This is a genomic window from Providencia sp. PROV032, assembly GCF_028484875.1.
GTDB classification, from domain to species: domain Bacteria; phylum Pseudomonadota; class Gammaproteobacteria; order Enterobacterales; family Enterobacteriaceae; genus Providencia; species Providencia rettgeri_E.
In genome coordinates this window covers 184120-208246 of record NZ_JAMPSX010000007.1, presented here as the reverse complement: position 1 = coordinate 208246, position 24127 = coordinate 184120, and the positions used below count along the sequence as shown (strand labels likewise).

Sequence of the window (24127 nt, the reverse complement as noted above, 5' to 3'; positions counted from 1 at the left end):
GGCTATTTATTTACACCCTAAATTCACATAAGTGAATTAACGATAAACAATTCCACCGTCAGTCAAAATAGATTGACCAGTAATATAGTCAGAATCATCGCTTGCTAAGAATGCCACTAGACCCGCGACATCATCAGGGGTTTGAGCACGACCAAGCGCGATCCCTTCAACATATTTTTTGTAAGTCTCGCCTTTTGGTGCACCTGTAATTTCAGCGAAGCGCTCATCAATCTCCACCCACATATCTGTACCAACAATACCAGGGCAATACGCATTTACGGTGATCCCTGAGCTTGCGTATTCTTTGGCTGCGGCTTGGGTTAACGCGCGAACGGCAAATTTCGTGGCAGAATACACACCTAACATCGCAAAACCATCATGCCCTGCAATTGAGGACGCATTGATGATTTTCCCTTTATGTTTACGCTCTTGGAATTTCTCGCTCGCTGCTTGAATACCCCACATGGTGCCATCCACGTTAATTTTGAAGATTAAGTCCATATCTTCTTGGCGAACATCAGCGATTGGCTTAACTTGTGCAATCCCTGCGTTGTTAATCATTACATCAAAACCACCTAACTCAGCTTCTGCATGAGCCACCGCAGCAAAAACTTGGTCACGTTGACTGATATCTGCGGCAAATGTTGTTACTTTACGGCCTAACGCTTCAATTTCTTTGGCAACATCTTGTAGCTTGTCTTTTTTCAAATCCACCAGTGCGATATCAGCCCCTTCTTTCGCTAAACGCAATGCAATACCACGACCAATACCCTGCGCTGCACCAGTAACTAAAATAACTTTATTATTTAACGCCATACTTATCTCCTACTGAATAATAGCCAAATTGACTAGTCCACCCACTCCAATAAGTTAACAACAATAACAATAAGTTACAAAACAATGATTTTCACCTACCATTCCTAACTAATAAAAAACATTTCACTATTAAGACTATGAATATTTTTTGTTTACCAAAGAAAAAGGCATAAATAATGAAATTCGAAGATATTTTTTAATAAAAATCATTCTCAATAAGATAAACAAAAAATGCTATATCTTTAACTTTGTATGATTAGCAAACGATTTGCTGAGATTTGTGTATAAAAAAGCCACCGAGTAGGTGGCTTATGAACACATAAAACTTAGATTGTTTATTTTTTAGCAGCTTGAATATACAACATTTCTAATGCGATAGACGCAGCGGCTAATGCTGTGATCTCAGATTGGTCATAAGCTGGAGCGACTTCCACTAAATCCATACCGACGATATTTAATGACTGTATTCCACGCAATAATTTCAACGCGCGATCTGACGTTAATCCCCCAATAACAGGGGTTCCTGTTCCCGGTGCAAAGGCTGGATCGAGGCAGTCAATATCGAAAGTCAGATAAACAGGCATATCGCCAACAATCTCTTTGATCTGTGCAACCATGTCATCCACACTGCGATCATTCACCTGAGCTGCATCCAGTACAGTAAAACCATTGTCACTGTCATGTTCAGTACGAATACCAATTTGCACTGAATGATTTGGGTCGATTAGGCCTTCTTTTGGCGCATGATAGAACATGGTTCCGTGGTCAAATTTACTACCATTGCCATAAGTGTCAGTGTGTGCATCGAAATGAACTAAGGCCATTTTACCAAAGTGTTTCGCATGAGCGCGCAGCAATGGCAGTGTCACAAAGTGGTCACCCCCAAAGGTCAAGCAACGTTTACCTGATCCAAGCAGTTTTTCAGTATGGGCTTGCAGCTTCTCACTCATATCTTGTGCATCACCGAAAGCAAACACCACATCACCACAATCAACGACATTCAAACGGTCTGTTAGCTTGAAATTCCAAGGCCAACGGTGGCTTTCCCATGCAAGATTCGTGGAAACTTGGCGAATTGCAGCTGGCCCATGGCGGCTACCCGCACGACCCGATGTTGCCATATCAAACGGTACACCGGTGATCACCCACTCTGCATCTGAGCTATAAGGCTGAAAGTTCAGGGGAAAACGTAAAAAACCAAATGCATTAGAAACCAGTGAGTTATCAACTTGATTGCCTAAAGTACTATTAATCATTTTAGTTCCTCAAAATAGGCCTGCTCGTTAGCAAGCCCTTTTAATATTCACTTCGAAGGGTTTTTACCTAATTAACTTCGCACAGTATAAATAATAAACAAATCATGTTATTTGCACAAAGTTATTATCTGTTCAGTATCTTAATACGTTATGACTCATATAGTGCGCTGTGACATATATAGAACCCTATGACACAATTAATGCGCTAAATAGTTCGTGCTGTCGCTAGGCGGCAAAATGCGCCAAGCCCTAAGAGCATACATAAGTATGTGACTAGGGTTGGCGAATGCAGCCAACACCGCCACAGCACGAAATATGACGCGAATTTATTCGTCTTCGAGATAAGTATACCCATATAGGCCATTCTCGAACTCTTCGACAAAGTCTTTTTGCAGTTGCTCACTCAAACCCGTGCCTTTTACTTGCTCTGTAAAGCTTTCTAATAGCACTTCAGGCACTAGTTTGACGTATTGCAGCATGTCAGCAACTGAGTCGCCCTCTTCACTTTGCAAATAACGCAGGTTACCTTGGCTATCGACCCAGACATCTATCGCGGCAGTATCACCAAATAAGTTATGCATATTACCTAAAATTTCCTGATACGCCCCAATCATAAAGAAACCTATCATAGGCGGGTTTTCAGGGTCGTAGGCAGGCATTGGCATAGTAGTTTCAACACCATCACCATCAACGTAATGGTCAATAATACCATCAGAATCACAGGTGATATCTAACAATACCGCACGACGGTCTAATGGTTTATCTAAACCTTCAATCGGTAATACTGGGAAAACTTGGTCGATTCCCCAAGAGTCTGGCAGCGATTGGAATAAAGAAAAGTTCACATAAAACTTATCAGCCATGCGCTCTTGAAGTTCGTCGATAATTGGACGATGAGCACGGTTACTTGGGTCGAGATCTTGCTGGATACGACGGCAAATATTCAGGTATAGCTCTTCTGCCCATGCACGTTGAGTCAAATCTAACACGCCGTGTGCATACTGAGTATGCGCTTCTTGTAAGTCGAATTGGCTATCATGCAACCATTCGCGTAATGAACGGCTATTGCCCTGATGCTGCATTGACTCCCAGGTTTCCCATAAGGAAATTAATGAACGCGGTGCATCCTCATGAGGTGGTGTGGTTTTGGTAAATTCATTGCGTTCAACCCCAATCACATTGGAGACTAAAACCGTATGATGAGCGGTCAATGCTCGGCCTGACTCCGTGATCACCGTTGGGTGCGGTAAATTAAACTCCTCACACGCATCCCCAATCGCCCAAATGACGTTATTGGCGTATTCATTTAAGCCATAGTTAACGGAGCAATCGGATTGAGAACGTGTACCTTCATAGTCAACACCAAGGCCACCGCCCACATCAAAGCACTGGATATTGACACCTAAGCGATGCAATTCCACATAAAAGCGGGCTGATTCACGAACCCCAGTGGCGATATCGCGAATATTGGCCATCTGAGAGCCTAAATGGAAATGAAGCAACTGCAAACTATCTAAGCGATTTGCATTGCGTAAAATTTCCACTAATTGTAATACTTGGGTTGCAGCCAAACCAAATTTAGATTTTTCACCACCACTGGCTTGCCACTTGCCTGAACCTTGAGAAGCCAAACGGGCGCGAACCCCTAAGCGTGGTGTGACATTCAAGCTTTCCGCTTCTTTTAACACCATCTCAATTTCAGACATTTTTTCGATAACAAGGTAGACCTTGTGGCCTAATTTTTCCCCAATTAGCGCTAATCGGATATACTCACGGTCTTTATATCCATTACAGACAATAACGGTTTGTGTTTTGCCTGCGTTCGCTAAAACTGCCATTAACTCCGCTTTTGAGCCAGCTTCAAGCCCTAACGGCTCCCCTGAATTCACTAGCGATTCAATCACTCGACGTTGCTGGTTAACTTTTATTGGATAAACCAGAAAGTAATCGCCTTTATAGCCATAAGACTCACGTGCGCGTCTAAATGCTGCATTTATTGAACGTAAACGATGCTGTAAGATTTGCGGGAAACAAAACAGTGCAGGTAAGCGTAAATGCTCCTGCTCTTCTTTCACTTGATTAACAAGGTCAGCTAAATCAACAAAGGTGTCAGGGTTCTCAGGATTCGGGCAAACACAGACATTTCCGCGCTCATTCACCTGATAGTAACCACCACCCCAATACGCGATGTTGTACGTCTGACGCATTTTGCGAGCGATATTATCATTCATAATAAACTCCTTTATGGAGGGGTGAGTGACGCGTTCTCCTTCCTGATGTATGTCAGTGAAGACATAACACTGCAAGGCAGTTATGTTGGGGAAACGGCAATACTCAGATTTTAATAAAAAGTGCTTAGAACTTCTAAACAGTGACAATATACGACCTTAAGCTGACAGATTAATGACTCAGCCTCGAAGGTGTATTAAAGATGTGACGGTAACTTCGTGATGAAGTAAAGAATGACAGGAAAGTAAATGCCAAAGTCACGCGGCGGTCCGCATATGACGGTTGGATACTGTTATTCAGTAGATTATGGATCATTACCCATTAACCCCCAATATAACTGTTTACCCTTTTAAAATTTCAATGTGGTAGCACTATTTTGGCAGGTTGACCTGTTGATTTAAGCTATATCACCTTGTTTTTTATTGAAATTCAAAAGCTTATAAACATTCCTGATAGATAGCAGTCATTTTATATTATCCTGCTGGTATATAACGGGAAATAACAACCATCCGTTACGGTCGCAGTTTATACATCTATTACGCTCAAAAAGCAAAACCAAAATGACTAAATTGCGATAAAACTTTACCTATTACTGTTTTATGTCTCTATTCGTTTTTTGTATAAATACAGGTAGAAATTTTTACTGTATGGGACTAAAATAGCCGTCTAGATGTTAAAACATCCAATTATAAATTTGCGAATTCTTAAGGTATTAATCTCATGGCTACACATCTCTTTACTTCTGAGTCTGTATCAGAAGGGCATCCAGATAAAATTGCTGATCAAATCTCTGACGCAGTACTTGATGCTATTCTGGAACAAGACCCGAAAGCTCGCGTTGCCTGCGAAACCTACGTCAAAACAGGTATGGTAATGGTCGGGGGAGAAATCACCACCAGCGCTTGGGTTGATATTGAAGAAATCACGCGCAAAACTGTTCGCGAAATTGGCTATACCAGTTCCGAAATGGGCTTCGATGCCAATTCATGTGCCGTTTTAAGTGCGATCGGTAAACAGTCGCCCGATATCAACCAAGGTGTTGACCGTGTAGATCCATCAGAACAAGGCGCGGGTGACCAAGGCCTAATGTTTGGTTATGCAACCAACGAAACTGATGTATTAATGCCAGCTCCTATTACTTATGCACACCGCTTAGTGCAGCGCCAAGCAGATGTTCGTAAAAATGGCATATTGCCATGGTTACGCCCAGACGCGAAAAGTCAGGTTACTTTCCAATACGATAACAATAAAATTGTGGGTATTGATGCCGTTGTTTTATCTACTCAACATTCTGAAGATATTCAACAAAAAGACCTGCATGAAGCCGTGATGGAAGAAATCATCAAGCCAGTTCTACCTGCAGAATGGTTATCAAAAGAGACAAAATATTTTATTAACCCAACGGGCCGTTTTGTTATTGGTGGGCCGATGGGTGACTGTGGATTAACTGGCCGTAAAATCATTGTAGATACCTACGGTGGTATGGCTCGTCATGGTGGTGGGGCATTCTCTGGTAAAGACCCATCAAAAGTTGACCGTTCAGCAGCCTATGCAGCACGTTACGTGGCAAAAAATATTGTCGCAGCAGGCCTTGCAGACCGTTGTGAAATCCAAGTTTCTTACGCTATCGGCGTCGCGGAACCTACCTCGATTATGGTAGAAACGTTCGGTACCGGTAAAGTTGATGAGTCGCTGTTAATCCAATTAGTTCGTGAATTCTTTGACTTACGTCCTTATGGCTTAATCAAGATGCTTGATTTATTACACCCTATTTACCAACAAACGGCTTCATATGGCCATTTTGGTCGTTCTCAGTTCCCTTGGGAAAAAACGGATAAAGCTGAAGCATTACGTGCCGCTGCGGGCTTGTAATTACTTTAGTCTATAAATTACATACAAAAACCCATCATTTGATGGGTTTTTTATTGTTCACAATTAGCGATTAATTTTTTTGCGTAAACTGGAAAATAGCCATTCCAGCAACCATCGCTAATGTAAATATTATTCCTTGTGTTATTCCCATTCCTGTTAATAATAATGCAGGTCCGGGGCAGATCCCAGCGAGTCCCCATCCCACACCAAATAACACGCTTCCAGTGACTAGTTTTTTATCAATCGTTTGATTGGTTGGGATTTGTAGTGGGCAATTCAGCACACTAACAGAGCGTTTTTTGACCCATAAAAAAGTTATTCCACTAATTACCATTCCAACAGCCATCGTAATTAATAAAGAAGGATCCCACGTCCCAGTAATATCTAAAAACGCTAAAATCTTTGCTGGATTTCCCATTCCAGCAACGACTAATCCTAGGCCAAATAATAACCCTGAAATTAATGCGATAAGAATAGGCATTGCGTTATCTCCCTATCCCATAATGGTTGGCTAGTGCGACCGTCACAAAAGCAACGATCATAAAAAGCAATACTGCAACAATGGAACGACGGGACAACCTTGCCATACCACAGATCCCATGACCGCTAGTACAGCCACTTCCCAGCCGTGAGCCAAAGCCGACAAACAACCCAGCTAAAACTAAAATAGGTGTGCTGGTCGCAATGTTAACTTCGGGTGTATACGCCAACCAAGTAAATAACATTGGAGCGCTCATCAGGCCAATAATAAAAGCCACTTTCCATGCAGTATCCCCCTTAGTCGGTTTCAATAACCCGCCTAAGATACCGCTGATACCGGCTATTCGGCCGTTAAACACTAATAAAATAGCAGCGGCTAATCCAATCAACACGCCCCCCACTGCAGCAGATAATGGCGTAAAATTAGCCCAATCTATGGTCATTTCATTTCTCCTTCACGGGGCAATAAAGCTGATATAACATATTGAGCAGCGTAAATAATTTCTCATCTGCAATCGCATAGTAAATACGCTTCCCTTCTCGGCGCGTCATCACTAAACCTTCATTACGCAATACCGTTAATTGTTGGGAGAGTGTCGGTTGTAATATTCCTAGCTGCTCTTCTAACTCACTAACGCAAGTTTCACCCTGTGTTAATTGGCATAGTAAAATTAAACGATCTGGATTCCCTAGTGTTTTCAATAATGAAGCCGTTTCTGACGCGGCCTGCTTCATCGCTAACAGTTGCTGTTCAGAGTTATTATTGTCCATATGTTATTTCTAATTTACATTATATAAAAATACAATATATCTTTTGATATAATATATGTCAATTATTGCTTGTTTATATCCATTATCTTCACGTATCCTTTACCCCATGAAAACAATTCGTGTTCCACTCTTTTTACAGCAACAAGTCATGCGCACATTGCGCGAAAAACTCGCACTTGCAGAACATAAACTCGAACAGTCATTTTCAGAGCCAACGGTTAATTACAAACAACGGGGGACAACTGCAGGTAGTGCTTATTTAAAAGAATGGGAGATCCGCCTTAACCCCAGTTTACTCATCGAAAATACAGAGCAATTTATTGATGAGGTTGTGCCTCATGAATTAGCGCATTTGTTGGTTTTTCATATATTTGGGCGTAAGGGTATCGCACCACATGGCAAAGAATGGAAATGGATGATGCAACATGTACTGGAAGTCACGGCGAAACGAACACATAACTTTGCGGTTACAACAGTAAAAAGTAAAACATTTCGCTACCGCTGTGCCTGTGAAATGACCCATGAATTAACCATACGCCGTCATAACAAAGTGTTACGTGGTGAGAACCAATATTTATGTCGAAAATGTGGGGAAGTGTTAAAACAAGAAGAGATTTCTATCGCTGCGGCAGAAAATTAGTTTTTCTGCCGCATCAAGTTTGAGGTGTGCGCTTAAGCAAACTCCGTCATCACTAATTTTGCGATTTCAAAGTAGATAATTAAGCCAGTTCCATCAATAAAAGTCGCAATGAACGGTGCAGAAACAACTGCTGGGTCCACTTTTAACTTCTTCAATACCATTGGAATAATTGAAGAAACAACCGCACTCCACATTGTAATAGCCACGATGGTTAAGCTAACCACAATAGTGACCTCGTGGCCTACACCTAAAATCCACGCACGGATTAATGCTGCACCACCGATAGTCACCGCCACTAAAAATGAGGTGGAGACCTCTTTCTTCAGAACAGTACCAAGGTTGCGTAAACTCACTTCGCCGAGCGCCATTGCACGAACTAATGTCGATGTAATTTGTGTTCCACTATTACCGCCTGTACCAATCAACAGTGGAATGAAAAACGCTAACGAAATCGCGGCTTCGAGTTGTTCTTCAAACGCTTTTAACACTGTTCCTGTATAGGCTTCGGCCACAAATAGCATCAATAACCAAACGACGCGTTTACGCCATAGAGTTACAGGGCTTGTCGTTAAGTAAGGCTCATCTAACGGGGTGGTCGCACCTTGTAACTGCGCATCAAGTGTATTCTCATCTTCAATCAACTCGGCGATATCTTGCGGACGCAAAACACCCATTAATTTGCCAAATTGCACCACAGGTATCATATCTAAACCACTATGGTTAATCAGGTCATAAACATCATGACGCGATTGTTCTGGGGCAACAGAAAAATAATTGTGTCGCATGATATCAGACACTAATAAATTTTCAGGTGAAGCTAATAATGATTTGACTGAAAGAATACCATTTAAATAATTGTCGTTGTCGACAACAAATAAATAGGTTGGGATTTGCTCGCCATCAAGATGCTCAATAAGATTTTGTTTCACGCAAGCTATTGAGTCTGCGACAGATACTGGCAAATATGATTGACTCATATAAGCACTTACTGTTGCATCATCAACTTTTGGTGATTGTGTATTATTGTCTTTGAGGCGTGCGCCTTTCATTGCGGATTGAGCAATAGCAACTGCTCCCGCTTTGTTCTGGGTAGTGAATGTCATTTTTTTAGTCCCTATTACTGTTGGTTACTCAAACAGTACTCACATAGGGGCGAAACCAGATGAGAGAATGCAAAAGCTATCTCTTCGTCTCGGTTTTAGCACTATACAACGTATCCTGACTTTAGCAGGAAGTTACATGGGGATATACCTTCGGTCGATATATCCTGTCCTGATCTTGGGCGTCTCTCGACGTCGTCAGATCAGTAACCTATGTTTGTATAGGAGCCTCGCCTAACGAGATACTGCACTTTGGATGCGGCGCGAATTATACCCACTGGTGAATTAATTGCCACCCTATATCTACGTTTTTTTACGCATGGGAAACTTATTGTTTAAGTTCCGTTTAAGTTCATATGAATTACATCTACATAATGTAATAAAATGTAACTAGCAATAAAATTAGATATTCAAATTAAAATAAATATATTTAGTGACTTCCCTACAACCAATTCTTTGATAAATCAAAGTAAGATCTGTAATATTATTTAACAAATCTTATCGATAATTAGTCAAAACTTATTCTTCCATTTACCTTATAATACAAAAATAACAACATAAAGGAGTACGCCTAATTAAATATAAACAATACGCTTTATAAGAGTATGCACGATAACTAATGCTAACTGCCAATTGGTTTTTTATATTAACAATGCGCAAATAAACAAATAATGAAATAAGAAAATACACTTATATCGCTATTTAAATCGATATTGTTATTGAAAAGCATTTTTTTAGATTGTTAATATTTAATATCAGGCATCAATTTAGTATTAAATATTACGGGAATTATCTTAGAATATTTTTTATTTTATTTAACAGTGAAAGTTTTATTATGGATAAAGTAATTGTTGGAATGTTAACGAATTTAACATTTCGCGTAAACGATGAAATCAAAATTGCAGCTATTTCAGCTTTAGGTGATTTTAAAGCAACGATTGAATACAATGATGCCATCATTCGGATCATAGAGTTATGTCAAGATCCAAACAAAGAAGTGGCTGTATCAGCAATTAATACGCTGAGTAAGCTATCTATTTATTTTCTACGTGGTTCACTACCAGAACATTAATTACACTCTCATTTTGAGTATTGTAAATAATGACTATGATCTATTTTATAATACTGTCCCATTAATAATCTAATGAGACAGTTTGCATATATTAAACTATTTTACGCTATTTCAGTGTTACCTTGTAATTGGCAGCTGCAAGCTAAAACATAACCTTCAGCGATTTCTGCTTCAGTTAATGTCATTGTACTTGTTGTTGTGTAATTCCCTGACAACACTTTTGTTTTACAGCTTCCACAAACCCCTGCTCGGCAAGCCGCTATAATCGGTTGTTTATTTTGCTCTAGTGCAGATAATAAAGTCGTTCCCACTGGGACTTTAAAATCAACCAATCGTTGGCGAATTTTCAACGTAAGAATATCTTCACTATCAACAATATCGGGTTCAGTAGAAAAACGCTCCATAAAGAAATGTTCAGTAGGAACACCTAAATTCGCAGCAAATTGCTGTGCATTTTTCATATAAGGCACAGGCCCACATGTCATTACAATTCGTGAATCAATATCGGGTACTAAAGCTTTTAGTTTCTCTTCAGTTAAACGTCCTTGAGCAACATCGCCATTATCGGGAGTTTCTGGCATGACACACAATTGCAATCGTTCTGGGTATAGCCGAACCAACTTTTGCCACTCCTGCGCAAAAATAACTTGCTTATCGTCACGAACATTGAAAAGTACTTTTACATGAGAACTCGGGCGATTCACCATCAGCCAACGTGTCATTGACATAATCGGTGTCACACCACACCCAGCCGCTAACATCAAATACTGAGTATTTTTTAGATTAGCACACGTGAATTCCCCTTGTGCTTCAGAAAGCCAAAGATAGTCGCCCTCTTTAACCGAACGTGTTAGCCAATTTGACCCTTGACCATCATCTAACCGCCTGACAGTAATGGATATAAATCGACTTTGTCCCGGTGATGATGAAAGAGTGTAAGCACGCATGATATCATCACTATTTTTAATACTCACCAAAGCATATTGACCAGGCGAATACGTATAAAAATCATGATTGATAAGGTTGATTGTCCAGACATCCGATGTTTCTTGGATAATCGAATGAACTTGCATTCTATTTGGACATAAACTGCTTGGCATGGTCATCACGCTACTCCTTTAAAGGGGGTCGCTGCCCCCGTCTTTCACATCGTTTTTAAGCTTTTTCTATCGTTTTATTGATCATGCAGGTAAGATTTCTGCCAGATCTTGCTCAACCGTCGTAATACTACGCATGCCAAACTTCTCGTTTAACACATTTAATAAGTTTTCAGTTAAGAAACCTGGTGCTGTTGGGCCGGTGTAAATATTTTTCACACCCAACGCTAATAATGTTAAAAGGATGACAATCGCTTTTTGCTCAAACCAAGACAGGATCAAACTCAATGGCAAATCATTAATACCGCAACCAAGTTTTTCTGATAGATTCACCGCAAGCATAATTGCAGAGTACGCATCGTTACATTGTCCCACATCCAGTAGGCGTGGCAGCCCTTCTAATGTACCGAAATCTAATTTGTTAAAACGATACTTACCACAAGCAAGTGTCAGGATTAAGCAATCTTCAGGCACACTACGCGCAAAATCTGTGTAATAGCTACGCTCACCACGGCTACCATCACAACCACCGACAAGGAATACGTGACGCAATTTTTTCTGTGAAACTAAATCAATCACCGCATCTGCCGCACCTAACAGTGTTTGGCGACCAAAACCAACGGTAATTTTGTGCTCGATTTCGGTGTACGGGAAACCAGTAAGTGACTGCGCCTGAGCGATCATTGCAGAAAAATCATCGCCCACTAAATGTTTTGCCCCCGGCCAACCCACAATACTACGCGTCCAGATACGGTCTTTATAATCACCAACATCAGGATCAATGATACAGTTGGATGTCATCAAGATAGACCCAGGGAATTTTGCAAATTCCACTTGCTGATTTTGCCAACCACTACCATAGTTACCGACTAAATGAGGGTATTTTTTCAGTTCTGGGTAACCATGTGCTGGCAACATTTCTCCGTGGGTATAAATATTGATACCCATACCTTCGGTTTGTTCTAACAACATTTTTAAGTCTTTCAGGTCATGTCCTGAAATCAAAATACATTTCCCTGCGACTGGGCGAACGTTAACTTCCGTTGGTGTTGGGTGACCAAATTCGCTCGTTTCACCTGCATCCAGAATTTCCATGATTTTGAAATTCATCAAACCAATTGCCATGGCATTATCAAGCAGCTCACTCATATCAGATGGCAATGTTCCAAGCCAAGCCATAATTTCATGATATTGCCCATAAACATCATTATCATACTGGCCTAACACATGGGCGTGTTCCATATAGGCAGCTGCACCTTTTAAGCCATACAGGCATAACATACGTAAACCGTGAATGTCTTCACCGACTTCAGCTTTATCAATATCTAATGAAAATTGAGCCGCTTGTTCCTGCAAGGTTGGAATATCTGTCCCATTTAATTGCAAATTAATTAATGGGTGATTAAAAGCCACTGCACTATTCACGGATAAGCAATGTTTAATTAATTTATCACGTAAATAAATAGCTTCACGGGCATAACCAATAATACGCTCTGAATCAAAGTTGACATTGGTTAAGGTAGAGAAAAATGCGCGTGGAGCAAAACTATCAATATCATGGTCGATTATGCCCAGTGAGCGGGCAGTGACTGCGCTTGCAGATAAGCTTTGCAATACAGCAACTAATAAATCTTGTAGGTCAGATGTTTCTGCTGTTTTACCGCACATACCCTGCGCGTATGCACAGCCATTACCAGCTGGAGTTCTAATTGTTTGTTCACATTGCACACAGTACATGTTATTAGCCTCTTAAAGTTGCATTTCAAATACAACATTAAGACTACGCTCTTTATTAGAATAAAAAAGCGGAATTATTCGTTATTTCACTGTTTATTGATCTATATTAATATTCGTTGCAAATGAGAACTATTAACAATATTAAAAGTATGCTATTCGTGCTTCTTAGTTTTATTTTTCACCTTTCTTGCTTAAATCCCCTATTTTGCATTTTATTTTATTCCTGATAACGTTCTTACGATAACTCTTGTTATACTTACCTATAAGTGTTTGTTATTCCATCGTATAAAGAGAATCCAATAAAGATGAGCCAAGTAAATTCAGTAAGTAAATCTATGATGAAAAATCGATTGCGGATTTTTAAACGGTTAAAAGAATCAGATAAAACACCTTTAAAGATCTTACTACTCGCTGCACTGATTGGTGCAGCAGTCGGCCTCATCGGTTCTCTATTTGAAATAGGAACAACTTGGATTAGTAACTATCGCGTTCAATCGGTGAGTGAATGGGTTGCCCCAAAATGGCTAATGGTTGTTGGGATGTTTTTTATCTCGGCACTTCTTGCCATGTTAGGTTACTACCTGGTTAAACGGTTCTCTCCTGAGTCAGGTGGCTCTGGGATCCCAGAAATTGAAGGCGCATTACAGGATTTACGCCCTGTTAGGTGGTGGAGAGTCATTCCCGTTAAGTTTATTGGTGGATTAGGGACATTGGGCTCAGGTATGGTATTAGGACGAGAAGGGCCAACCGTACAACTTGGTGCGAACCTGAGCCAAATGTTCTATGATTTATTTCGTTTAAAAGATAATGAGTCACGCCACACCTTGCTTGCCTCTGGTGCAGCGGCAGGTTTATCCACGGCATTTAATGCCCCTTTAGCCGGTATTTTATTTATTATTGAAGAAATGCGCCCACAATTTAAATACAGTTTAATTTCAATTAAAGCGGTATTTATTGGTGTTGTTACTTCCACTATTGTCTATCGGTTGATTAATGGAGAAGCTATTGTATTAAATATCGGCCAATTTTCTTCTGCACCGATGAATACTTTATGGCTTTATTTAATTTTAGGATTAATGTTTGGTGTTATCGGTATCTGTTTTAATGGTTTTTTATTGTACCTACAAAGTAAATTTTTAGCATTTTACCAAAATAAAATTTCTCGCTTTGTCTTCATGGGCGGGTTAATTGGTGGTAGCTGTGGTGCAATTGGTGTTTACCTACCTGAAATTGTTGGTGGGGGTTATTCAGTGATCCACCAGATGGTTGCAGGCCAATTCACCATCACATTGTTATTCATATTTTTTGCTTTACGGTTTTTAACTTCAACGGTCAGCTTTAGCTCAGGGGCTCCAGGGGGCATTTTTTCCCCTTTACTTGCCCTTGGGACATTATTTGGTGGTGTTTTTGGTTATGCTGCCCTCGAAATATTCCCTAATTACCAAATTGAAGTGGGAACTTTCGCTATTGCTGGTATGGGTGCTTTATTTGCCGCAACAGTCAGAGCCCCATTAACTGGTATAGTTTTAGTTTTAGAAATGACAAATAACTACCAGTTAATTTTACCGATGATTATTACCTGCATTGGCGCCACAATGGTGGCTCAATTTTTAGGAGGCAAACCGCTTTACTCTGTATTGTTGGAAAAAACTTTAGCGCGTAGCGAAAAAGAAACAGCGAATACCGTTGCTAACAAACCTTAAAAATAAAAAGAGTTGCCGATGGTGGCAACTCTTTTTGAAGATAACGAATTCTAATTTATTTCTTCTTCGCAATGAGTGTCGCGAAGTTTAATTTTATACGATTACCTTGTGGATCCGTGCGGTGTAAGTGCCCAGGGTTTTCATTATATTTCAAAATATCCCAATCTTTATAATACCCTTCTAACTCCCCGGGTTTTAAGAAGCATTTAAATGGCACTAAATCCAGTGGCGCATCTGATGTTTCAACGGCACATACAATAACGTTAATTCCTCCTGTTAATGTATGTTCTTGCATATTGGTGATCACATTTGCAATTTTTTCTCTTTGCAAGAACATCAATACAACAGTGGAAATAATAAGTTCATAATCCTCTTGTATCTGGTGACTATTGATGTCGTAAACCGCTGTATGAATATTTTCAACTCCGGCTTGTTTTTTAACAAAGTCAATAGCTTGGATATGTTGAGGGTTGATATCTACCGAGGTCACGTCGTACCCCTGCAAGGCAAGATAAAAACTATTGCGACCCCGCCCTGAACCTAAATCCAATGTTTTACATGGCTTACTGAGGTGATTCTCACACAAATAACGCACTTCTGAATGTGGGATCGTTAACCCGTGCTCTTTATAAAATTTCAGTTCTGATTTGCATAAAAAAGCGAGCTGGCATTCCATATCATCACTACACGCGGAAATACGGTGCCAAACTTGAGGTTCGATAATAGGCGGCTGGTTATGAATATCAAAAGTAAAGTGTTGCTCGCTGCCATCTTCATTAAAAATGATAAAGTCTAAAGAGCCTTTTAGCACTTTCAACTGTGCGTATGTATCCTCTTTTGTATTATGGCGCTCTTGGAACATTAACGGTAAGGACGTTTTATTCCAAACTGGCATAGTTTTGTAACACACGAGATCATTCATATCATCACCACTAATAAGTTGCATTTTAAATACATCTTATACCGTTAGTTTGCTATCTGCAAAACATTCATGAATAAACTATCAAGGACTTGATTCATATCAACCCCCTAAAGGTGAAGGAGGCTGATATGCTTTATAAGTGATATTAATAACTTAATTGTTCCGCGCTTAACCCTAAGAATTCAAAAGGTTTTGAAACTACATAATTGTTGGTCGCATCCCCTGAATAGATATGGCTCTGCTCTTCACCAAGATCCAATTTTTTCACTTTTCCCGTTTCAGCCGAGAAGTCAATTTTGGCTAAATCAGTCCAAAAAATGTTTGGCGTTAATGCCGATTCAAAAAAGTAAAGCTGGCGTTTATGGTCAACCAATGTTCGCCAACGTGTTGATGAGATTTCAGGCGAGCTTTCGGACGTCAATCCGTAAGGAACTGACACATTACGTACCACACTGAAAACACTAGCTACCGCTTTATTAGGTGTTGTTTTTTGAGGGATTGCATTAATATAAAACTGAGCGCGAGCATATCTATCAGCAGAACGATTAGTCCCCGGCAACATGACAGTGCCACCAATACCTTGCCAATATTCCTGCATTGCTAATTGCTTTTCATAAGCCGGTGAGTTAGTCATCACTTGATATTTGCGGCTATGATGAATGACCTGCTTACCATCAATATATTCAATAATTGCGCTATCGCCACTCGCATCTGATAATGACAAATGCAACGTTGCTAATCTATCTTGTCCCGGGACATTATCCGTTGCGACGACAAGTGGATTTTTTTCTAGGTCAGCGACCGCCTCTTCTACTGTCGCATAATTATCTAGAACATATTGCGCCCATAAAGATATCGACAATGCCGGTTGCTTGTTATCGAGTTGAGGGTATTTTGATTCCGCAAGCCACAGTAAATTAGCAACAAGGCCTTCCTCGTTTACGCCATCAGTCGTTGAAATGTCATAACCCGAGGCTATCACACTACCGTATTTTGATTTCCATTTTAAAGAGTTAGGCCCTGCAATACCGTCACGCTCCATGCCTCGAGGAAAGATCCATAGATTAGTACCGATATCATATTTCCAATCCATTGTTCTTCCGGTCATTATTTGTTCATTTTCACCTAAATAAACAACTCGAGTACAAGCTTGGCTTACTGTAATCGGCATTGATATCGCTGCAGTTGCGGCCAGTGCTACGATACTTTTTTTAATAAATTGCATGCCATCTCCAAAATAGTCAAAAATAAATTTACATAATAAGCATACTACATAAATACGAACTATTTATGCTCAAAAGAACAATGTATTAAAAATAACTTCGATTAACACAATGAAATATAATACTTAATGACACAAAATGGCACCCACATTACCCCGTGCCATTTTGCTAAAAAGAGTTAATTGTTTACTGATGAAAATAAAGAACGCAACAATGCGGCCTTCTTCGAATTATCTGGAATAGATAATATTTCATCATAAAAACTGATAGAAATACGGCAAGCTAATGCAGGAGACTTTTTCCCTGCCTCTAAATTCCCGAGGATTGCAGTATCTGCACCATACTTTGCAGAAAGCCCGCTAGCGAGTTGCGTTAACTCATCCGAATACTCTTTCGGGGACATCAATGCCTGTTTAACACCAGCCTCACTTGAAATTAAGAGTTCATTGGTTGCCTGAATTTGTTTCAACAAAACAGCTTGGCTTTTCTGCGGAGGAATAATTTCTGCAGTTTCCCTTAGGTGCGGAAATAATGAATAAAAACATGTTTTCCCTGTTGGATCTTCTTCCAATAAGATTTTCAAGTAATCATTCACTCTGCTAGTAAAATTAATCACGGAATCATCAGAGGCATATTCCATTCGTTCGAGTACTAACTTCATGACATTGCCAACAACCTGATCAAATAGTTGACGGCGTAAATCTTCATTAGTTGGGTCATATTGTGTAATTAGGTGCTCAAAGCTTTGATAGGTTTCAGGGCTTATTTTCCTAACCGTCGCGATAACCGGCAGTTCTTTTTCAACTTGAGCAAGTGCTTCTGAATGAATGGCACTGTTATTTTCTGTAGATAACACATTGTTATCTTTGCTTAGCCAATAAAAACCGAATGCAAATGCAATAAAAATAATACTAACAATTAATGCGGTTTTACGTGAGTTATTTGTATTCAAAGTTACCCTGCCTTTTCTTGGTAAAACGGTTCCCCACAAACACTTTCAAGCTGATTATATATTGCAAAACTAATGCATATAATGTCATGGCATCTAAAAACGCTAATCTTCGCGTATCTAGAGTGTTACTCCATGAATTGACCTATAAAAAGTGATAATGTTTATTTTAGCTTGTATCAAAGTCATCTAGCTATAGGAATAAGGGAAATTGCGAGGTTAAGACGAGGGAATTTGCCACAAAGAGGCAATTAATAATACGTTGGATATAAAAAACCTTCAGGACTCAAGAGCCAGAAGGTTTTTTATGGCAAAAATCTTATTTAACTTGAACACCTTCAACTGAAATCAACAATTCTGCTTCTTGAGATTTAGGGCCCAAATCAGATTTGATGTTAAATTCTTTCAGTTTGATATTACCTTGAGCTTCAAAGCCTGCACGGTATCCACCCCAAGGATCTTTACCTTCACCCATTAATTTAGCATCTAAGGTAATTGGTTTCGTGACTCCATTTAATGTGAAATCACCGGTAATTTTGTAAACATCACCGTCTTTCTTCACTTCTGTTGAAACGAATTTCGCTTCAGGGAATTTTGCTGCATTTAAGAAATCACCACCGCGTAAATGTTTATCACGCTCTGCATGGTTAGTATCAATGCTGCCAGTCTTAATAGTCACTTCAACTTTATCTTTTGATGGATCTTTTGCATCATAAGTAAAAGTCCCATCAAAGTCTTTAAAGCTACCATATACCCAGCTATAGCCTAAATGCTGAATACGAAATTCAATAAACGCGTGTTGGCCTTGCTTATCAAATTGGTAAGTTTCTGCTAATGCTGAACCAGCCGTTAAAAAAAGTGCACCAGTAGCCAGACCAAGAACCGTTTTCTTCAACATAATTATCTCCACGTTACTTATCGGGGTTAAAACCCAACATTCTTTTTAATGTAATATCACGATCAAAAAAGTGATGTTTAAAAGCTGCAAAAGCATGCAACACTGATAATAAAACCACTGCCCAAGCTAAATATAAATGGACCTCACCTGCGGTATCCGCTTGTGTTGCAGCACCCGTAAATAGTGCAGGCACATCAAACCAACCAAATACACTGATAGGCTGCCCATCAGCGGTTGAGATTAAGTAACCGCTGATCAAAATACTGAATAAAATAATATAAATCAGAATTTGAACAATAATAGAGCTAGCTTTCGTTAATTTACTGTAGCTTTCTAATGGCTTCGGCGGCGGTGAAATAAATCGCCAAATCACACGAAATGCCATAACAATAAATAATAATATTCCTATACTTTTATGTATCTCAGGAGCTTGGTGATACCAACTATCATAATAGCCTAGTGTCACCATCCATAAACCTAAAGCGAACATTCCATATACGACAATTGCGACCAGCCAATGTACGAGCAAAGAGATATGCCCATAGCGGCTTGCATTATTTTTCCATTGCATGATAAAAACCATTTAAAGAAGAAGGTAATATTTTATTAACTAAGCCGTAATAATCATAAGGTGAAATTAATTTTATTCCTATCCCAAAGTTAAACAAATATTTTGTTGAAGATATTCAAATACGATCAACATAATGAAAAATAGATTACTATTTGATTTTGTCCAGTTTTCATTATAAAAGTTAAATAAAGTTTCTTCCACTTTTGTAAATGGTCGTAACTAAATACTTAGCTAATTATTTATTAATTCCAATTAAATCTAACTTATACTTAATAGATATACGTTATTATCGACAAAATAACGTTTGTAGCTCGGCCTTTTCCACCATAAATTGGTATCCTTTCTTTTAACATTGTGAATCGACTGACAGGTTAAATACTATGTATAAACTTTGGATAGCGAATAAAAATTATTCTTCATGGTCACTGCGCCCGTGGGTTTTATTAAAGGTATTACAAATCCCGTTTGAAGAAAATGTGTGTTTATTTGAAAATGGCAAAAATAGCCATGAAAAATTCAGTCGTTTTTCTCCTACCGGTTTAGTTCCTTGTTTAATCGATGAAAAACAAACAGTATGGGATTCTTTAGCCATTTGCGAATATGTTGCAGAAGATTATCCACAAGTCTGGCCAAAAGAGCGAAAAGCCAGAGCGTGGGCGCGTAGTGCAAGTGCAGAAATGCATTCCGGTTTTGGTACCTTGCGCCAGCAATGTCCAATGAATGGCGCTCATCATTCACCTCTTGATAATATTTCAATTGAATTACAAACTGACTTAAACCGATTGCAGACATTATGGCAAGATGGGTTGAACCAATTTGGTGGTCCTTGGCTTGCAGGCCGCGAATTTACGGCTGTTGATGCCTTTTTTGCACCCGTTGCCTTCCGAATTCGTAGTTATCACTTACCGGTAAGCCCAGCAGCTAAACAATGGGTTGACCGAATTTTAGTTTTACCCGCAATGAAAGAGTGGCATGAAGCCGGCTTACAAGAACCAAATATTGAGCATTGAAATGGACGAATAAGGAGGCATTATGTGCCTCCTTATTATTTGATGAGAAAAAAATCACCTGCTCGAACATCAAAATTAATATTTAACCAGTTTGCTGGCAATTCAAGCCACGTTTGGTTGTTTAGCAGGCAAATCGCTGCCTATAACTTTTCATCCCAAGGGTCTGACGTCATCACATCGCCAAGTGGTGTATGTAATGTAACTTGTTCATTTTTAAACCACTCTGCTAATGAAAACCCTCCTTTCGGGGTTTCGATATGAATATCAATTGGACAATATGGCGTATTAGCCTTAATAGCAAACTCAGCAAAATCTTCTTTTTCTTGAGGGTGTGGACAGCGAATGACCACATCAAGGTCGCAGTCTGACAGCATACTTTGAATATCTGTCGCTAATGTGTAGGCACAACTGCCTGCAACCCCCCAATGCCAAGGCCATTTAGTTTGTGAAATTATCCATAAAACTTGAACTGGTGGTAATGCAATAAACATAGAACGTTGTAATTCAACAGAATTAGCAACCAATGACTCAATATTCATAATGTGCGTGATCGCCGATTTTTCAATCTGAGTTGTCACTCGTTGATGCGGTTTTATGCCTCGGATAGCAACTGTGAGTTTATTATTTTCTGCTTTATCTCGATAAACGGTCAGAGGGAGTTTATTGTTCCACTGTGAGGCGACCCATTCTGGAAGTGTATCTAGCGCAACGTCTTCATTATTACCAACCCAAACAAAATCATGCGGATTAATTATTTGCATTTTATTACCTTTATGATTGCTACGACTGCTCTTCCCTATTATGCCTTTTTTGTCACATAAAAACAGAATATCGCACCCAACAATTTTACTAATGTCATTTAGTGGTTGCTTGTCATAAATACTGAGTTATCACCTTGAAATATCATGTCACATATTATTTAATTACCTTATTAATTAACAAGTTAGATATCTTTTTATGAGCATCGCATTATGAGAACGTTTCCCGCTATCCACGATGGCATTATTTTTACCAGTTGTATGTTTTTTAGTGCCGCAACCGCTTTTGTGATTTTAGATGCACAAGCCGCAATGTGGGCAACGTTCTCTACACTGTACTCATTCAATTTATTTAATGCGGCAAAAGAATATAAAAACTATGCCTACACGGCTGGTTGTTTGTTAATGATTTTAGTGGCTATTTTTATTGGTGATACCTTACGTCTCGGTACTGCATATTATATTTACCTCGCCATTTTTTCGTTCATTTATTACCAATTGTATGGCACGGATCCCGCGATGGATTTAACCATGAAATTTATGATTATTATGTCGACAATTGGGACCATTTTACCGGATATATCCAAGAGCTTAGCGCTGGGTTTTATTATTGGTAGTGGAGTCACATTAATTACGTATTATATCCTTAGCCATAAAATGACTCGTCACAGTGTAATTACGAGTGCTTTGGTTGAACAAAATTTGTTTACGCTAAGAAAAAATATTATTCCACGTTCAATGATTTATACTTTTGGGCTATTACTCACACTTGCCATACCACGCAGCATAGATTTAGGCCACTTTTATTGGACATTACTGACCTTCGTTTTTGTATTGAATCCAAAATCACAAAGTATCGTTAAAATTACTTTGCAGAGGGTCTTAGGCAGCCTTATTTCTGTCTTATTACTATATTTTTTGTTTAATCTACCATTTATGCCATACATCGGTTTAATTGCGGTCGTGGTGTTTGCCTTTCTAATGCCGATGAGTTTTCATCACGGATATACGTTTATGACATTTGTTGTGACAAGCTTAATTTTGTCTATTCTTGAGCTTGTTATATATTGGCGCCATCCTACTTATGAACTCTTGTTTGACCGCGTCCTTGAAACTGCCTTAGGGGGATCTATCGCCATTATGACGAGTATTATTTTAAAGTTATTTAGAGAAACGAAATAAATTCAAGTATATTCCCCAATCAGAACGTCTGTTCTATACTCAAAAAAGAATAAATTGGAGAAAGCATACGTCCTAAAACCTAGCCCTATCAGTATCATTATTCTTGAGTGCAATATTCGAGCAAAGGGGAACTGAAGATGAAAATATCAATTATTGGCGCAACAGGTTTTGTCGGCAAAGCATTAGTCGCTGAAGCGTTACTTCGGCACCACCAAGTGACGGCGATTTCCCGCCATAGCAATCAATTATCTCAACATGCTCACTTAATCACTGCTGTGGGTGATATTACCGATATTCCATGGTTAACTTCTCGGCTTAAAGGACAGGATATCGTCATCAGCGCGTTTAATGGCGGCTGGCAAAATCCGAATTTGTATCAAGATACCGTGGCTGGTAACCAAGCCATTTTGCTCGCGGTACAAAAGTCGATGGTAAAACGGTTTATCGTCATAGGTGGTGCAGGTAGCCTTAAAATCGCCCCCAACGTTGATCTCATTGACTCCCCTGAATTCCCCGCTGAAATTAAACCTGGAGCCCAAGCAATGCGGGAGTTTAAAAACCAGTTACAATCCATCGATTCACTGGATTGGACCTACGCCTCCCCTGCGGCAATGCTTGAAGAAGGGGAAAGAACAGAAACCTTCCGTCTTGGTGGAAACCAGTTATTAATGAATGGTCATACTCCCGCTAAAATCTCAGTTGAAGACTTTGCGGTGGCTATTCTTGATGAAGTGAATAATTCTCAGTTTATTCGCCAACAATTTACCGCAGCATACTAAATTTTGACCGAAAAAAGCCGGTAAATATTTACCGGCAAAATAGATAACAGATTTGGTGTTTAACTTATTTTATTCACTTATCGCTGGCTTTCTTCGCAACTGACTTACTTTTCACGATGCTTAGCGGCATAGGTCTCACTATTTACCCAGTTATGGTCTTTTTCCCACGTAAATAACCATTTACGTGTTGGTCCGGCCATTACATTAAGGTAATAGTTATCATAGCCAGCCACTGTCGCCATTGGATGGTACCCTTTTGGCACCATAACAACATCTTTGTTGTACACCGCCATACACTCATCTAACTCGCGGTCGTCAGTGTAAACACGCTGCATACAAAAACCTTGAGATGGATTTAACCGGTGATAATAAGTCTCTTCTAGATAAGTTTCATTGGGTTCATTATCGGTGTCATGTTTGTGGCTTGGATAAGAACTGGTGCAGCCCTCATCGGTAAAGACCTCTACAACCAACAAGCTGTCTGCCGCTTTATCATCCGGCAGAATGTTATGTACATAGCGCTTGTTGTAACCGTGGCCACGCTGCTCTGCACCAATATCATCCGGCCCGATTAAACGTGTTGGATAAGTGCCCTTTCCTTTGGCGCTGCAAACAGCCAGTTCAAGGTCAGTATCGGCGGTGACCTCAGCAAATTCTTGGGCGGTCACATACACTGCGTAAGGTTTTTTACGTTCGAAAGGATCCATACGGTCGCCAATATTTTCAAACGTTTGAGCAGGTGTTTTAATCGTCGCTTTACCTGCCACTAAAACTAAGCACATTTCATTTTCAGAAGCGGGTAAGGAAATAGACTCACCTTGCTTTAGTTCATACACATCAAAGTGAACATAACCCCAGTTAGCGATTTGTGGAGTGATATGCTGAGTACGCTTATGTGCATCTGGAGCATGATATTTCGACAATAATTTTGACATAACTTTCCTCTGACACTTTTTAGGTTCTAGATAGGTAATTCTTTTCAGTCAATAACCGTTTCATCAAGTAAATAATTCAGTTTGTGGCTAGGCGGCTAAGGTCGGTGAACGAAGCCAACAAGGCCAC

The 24127-nt window shown here is 39.6% G+C and carries 23 protein-coding genes and 1 riboswitch; of the genes, 7 read left to right on the top strand and 16 right to left on the bottom strand.

What is annotated here, in order from left to right; genetic code table 11:
• Positions 1-36: 36 nt before the first annotated feature.
• The 3 genes from PSF42_RS08595 to speA all read right to left on the bottom strand — a co-directional run bounded on the left by PSF42_RS08595 (position 37) and on the right by speA (position 4303).
• Positions 37-816 carry an acetoin reductase gene (locus tag PSF42_RS08595; protein ID WP_102137372.1) on the bottom strand — a complete coding sequence of 260 codons (780 nt, stop codon included), beginning with the start codon at positions 814-816 and terminating at the stop codon, positions 37-39.
• Between the two features lie 335 nt (positions 817-1151).
• Positions 1152-2072: an agmatinase gene (gene speB, locus PSF42_RS08590; RefSeq protein ID WP_125891435.1), complete on the bottom strand. Its 921-nt coding sequence runs from the start codon at positions 2070-2072 to the stop codon at positions 1152-1154.
• Positions 2073-2398: 326 nt separating this feature from the next.
• Positions 2399-4303, bottom strand: a complete 1905-nt coding sequence (gene speA / locus PSF42_RS08585; protein WP_125891436.1) for a biosynthetic arginine decarboxylase — start codon at positions 4301-4303, stop codon at positions 2399-2401.
• Positions 4304-5021: 718 nt separating this feature from the next.
• On the opposite strand from speA, the gene metK reads away from it, so the two are divergent.
• Positions 5022-6173 (top strand): methionine adenosyltransferase, encoded by a 1152-nt coding sequence (gene metK / locus PSF42_RS08580; RefSeq protein WP_125891437.1) that lies wholly within the window; start codon positions 5022-5024, stop codon positions 6171-6173.
• A 70-nt stretch (positions 6174-6243) separates the two neighbouring features.
• On the opposite strand, the gene PSF42_RS08575 is transcribed toward metK, so the two are convergent.
• The 3 genes from PSF42_RS08575 to PSF42_RS08565 are packed head-to-tail and all read right to left on the bottom strand — an operon-like array spanning position 6244 to position 7424.
• Positions 6244-6654, bottom strand: a complete 411-nt coding sequence (locus PSF42_RS08575) for a DUF6691 family protein (protein ID WP_213914184.1) — start codon at positions 6652-6654, stop codon at positions 6244-6246.
• 4 nt (positions 6655-6658) lie between these two features.
• Positions 6659-7096 carry a YeeE/YedE family protein gene (locus tag PSF42_RS08570; RefSeq protein ID WP_125891439.1) on the bottom strand — a complete coding sequence of 146 codons (438 nt, stop codon included), beginning with the start codon at positions 7094-7096 and terminating at the stop codon, positions 6659-6661.
• Between the two features lies 1 nt (position 7097).
• Positions 7098-7424: an ArsR/SmtB family transcription factor gene (locus PSF42_RS08565; RefSeq protein ID WP_213914182.1), complete on the bottom strand. Its 327-nt coding sequence runs from the start codon at positions 7422-7424 to the stop codon at positions 7098-7100.
• Positions 7425-7530: 106 nt separating this feature from the next.
• Here PSF42_RS08565 and PSF42_RS08560 point away from each other — a divergent pair, with 106 nt between their 5' ends.
• Positions 7531-8064: a SprT family zinc-dependent metalloprotease gene (locus PSF42_RS08560; RefSeq protein WP_213914192.1), complete on the top strand. Its 534-nt coding sequence runs from the start codon at positions 7531-7533 to the stop codon at positions 8062-8064.
• Between the two features lie 32 nt (positions 8065-8096).
• Here the strand turns inward: PSF42_RS08560 and PSF42_RS08555 are convergent, their stop codons facing one another.
• Positions 8097-9167, bottom strand: a complete 1071-nt coding sequence (locus PSF42_RS08555; protein WP_102137365.1) for a magnesium transporter — start codon at positions 9165-9167, stop codon at positions 8097-8099.
• A gap of 73 nt (positions 9168-9240) precedes the next feature.
• Positions 9241-9413: riboswitch (M-box (ykoK) riboswitch) on the bottom strand.
• Between the two features lie 586 nt (positions 9414-9999).
• On the opposite strand from PSF42_RS08555, the gene PSF42_RS08550 reads away from it, so the two are divergent.
• Positions 10000-10236 (top strand): HEAT repeat domain-containing protein, encoded by a 237-nt coding sequence (locus PSF42_RS08550; protein ID WP_102137364.1) that lies wholly within the window; start codon positions 10000-10002, stop codon positions 10234-10236.
• A 101-nt stretch (positions 10237-10337) separates the two neighbouring features.
• Here PSF42_RS08550 and hcr read toward each other — a convergent pair whose 3' ends face one another.
• Entirely contained in the window at positions 10338-11342 is a 1005-nt protein-coding gene (gene hcr / locus PSF42_RS08545) for an NADH oxidoreductase (protein WP_272679840.1), read from the bottom strand.
• 75 nt (positions 11343-11417) lie between these two features.
• Positions 11418-13070, bottom strand: a complete 1653-nt coding sequence (hcp, locus tag PSF42_RS08540; protein WP_125891442.1) for a hydroxylamine reductase — start codon at positions 13068-13070, stop codon at positions 11418-11420.
• Between the two features lie 305 nt (positions 13071-13375).
• Here hcp and clcA point away from each other — a divergent pair, with 305 nt between their 5' ends.
• Positions 13376-14773 carry a H(+)/Cl(-) exchange transporter ClcA gene (gene clcA, locus PSF42_RS08535; RefSeq protein ID WP_272679839.1) on the top strand — a complete coding sequence of 466 codons (1398 nt, stop codon included), beginning with the start codon at positions 13376-13378 and terminating at the stop codon, positions 14771-14773.
• Positions 14774-14828: 55 nt separating this feature from the next.
• Here clcA and tehB read toward each other — a convergent pair whose 3' ends face one another.
• The 5 genes from tehB to PSF42_RS08510 all read right to left on the bottom strand — a co-directional run bounded on the left by tehB (position 14829) and on the right by PSF42_RS08510 (position 19336).
• Entirely contained in the window at positions 14829-15719 is an 891-nt protein-coding gene (tehB, locus tag PSF42_RS08530; protein WP_272679837.1) for an SAM-dependent methyltransferase TehB, read from the bottom strand.
• 121 nt (positions 15720-15840) lie between these two features.
• Positions 15841-16920 (bottom strand): linear amide C-N hydrolase, encoded by a 1080-nt coding sequence (locus tag PSF42_RS08525; protein WP_125891445.1) that lies wholly within the window; start codon positions 16918-16920, stop codon positions 15841-15843.
• Between the two features lie 176 nt (positions 16921-17096).
• A complete protein-coding gene (locus PSF42_RS08520; protein ID WP_272679836.1) occupies positions 17097-17870 on the bottom strand; it encodes a topoisomerase IV in 774 nt (257 codons plus the stop codon).
• Positions 17871-18186: 316 nt separating this feature from the next.
• Positions 18187-18765 (bottom strand): YceI family protein, encoded by a 579-nt coding sequence (locus PSF42_RS08515; protein WP_125891447.1) that lies wholly within the window; start codon positions 18763-18765, stop codon positions 18187-18189.
• A 13-nt stretch (positions 18766-18778) separates the two neighbouring features.
• Positions 18779-19336: a cytochrome b gene (locus PSF42_RS08510; RefSeq protein WP_125891448.1), complete on the bottom strand. Its 558-nt coding sequence runs from the start codon at positions 19334-19336 to the stop codon at positions 18779-18781.
• A gap of 380 nt (positions 19337-19716) precedes the next feature.
• Between PSF42_RS08510 and PSF42_RS08505 the strand changes: the two genes are divergently transcribed.
• Positions 19717-20346 (top strand): glutathione S-transferase family protein, encoded by a 630-nt coding sequence (locus PSF42_RS08505; RefSeq protein WP_213914176.1) that lies wholly within the window; start codon positions 19717-19719, stop codon positions 20344-20346.
• A 140-nt stretch (positions 20347-20486) separates the two neighbouring features.
• Here the strand turns inward: PSF42_RS08505 and PSF42_RS08500 are convergent, their stop codons facing one another.
• The gene (locus PSF42_RS08500; RefSeq protein WP_125891450.1) at positions 20487-21107 is read right to left on the bottom strand and encodes a malonate decarboxylase holo-ACP synthase; all 621 of its coding nucleotides are present in this window, start codon (positions 21105-21107) and stop codon (positions 20487-20489) included.
• Between the two features lie 210 nt (positions 21108-21317).
• On the opposite strand from PSF42_RS08500, the gene PSF42_RS08495 reads away from it, so the two are divergent.
• Together PSF42_RS08495 and PSF42_RS08490 are read left to right on the top strand one after the other, a co-directional pair.
• The gene (locus tag PSF42_RS08495; protein WP_125891451.1) at positions 21318-22286 is read left to right on the top strand and encodes an FUSC family protein; all 969 of its coding nucleotides are present in this window, start codon (positions 21318-21320) and stop codon (positions 22284-22286) included.
• A 137-nt stretch (positions 22287-22423) separates the two neighbouring features.
• Complete coding sequence (locus PSF42_RS08490; RefSeq protein WP_272679835.1) at positions 22424-23065, top strand: NAD(P)-dependent oxidoreductase; 642 nt, start codon at positions 22424-22426, stop codon at positions 23063-23065.
• Between the two features lie 104 nt (positions 23066-23169).
• On the opposite strand, the gene iolB is transcribed toward PSF42_RS08490, so the two are convergent.
• Positions 23170-24000, bottom strand: a complete 831-nt coding sequence (iolB, locus tag PSF42_RS08485) for a 5-deoxy-glucuronate isomerase (protein ID WP_125891453.1) — start codon at positions 23998-24000, stop codon at positions 23170-23172.
• Between the last annotated feature and the right edge of the window lie 127 nt (positions 24001-24127).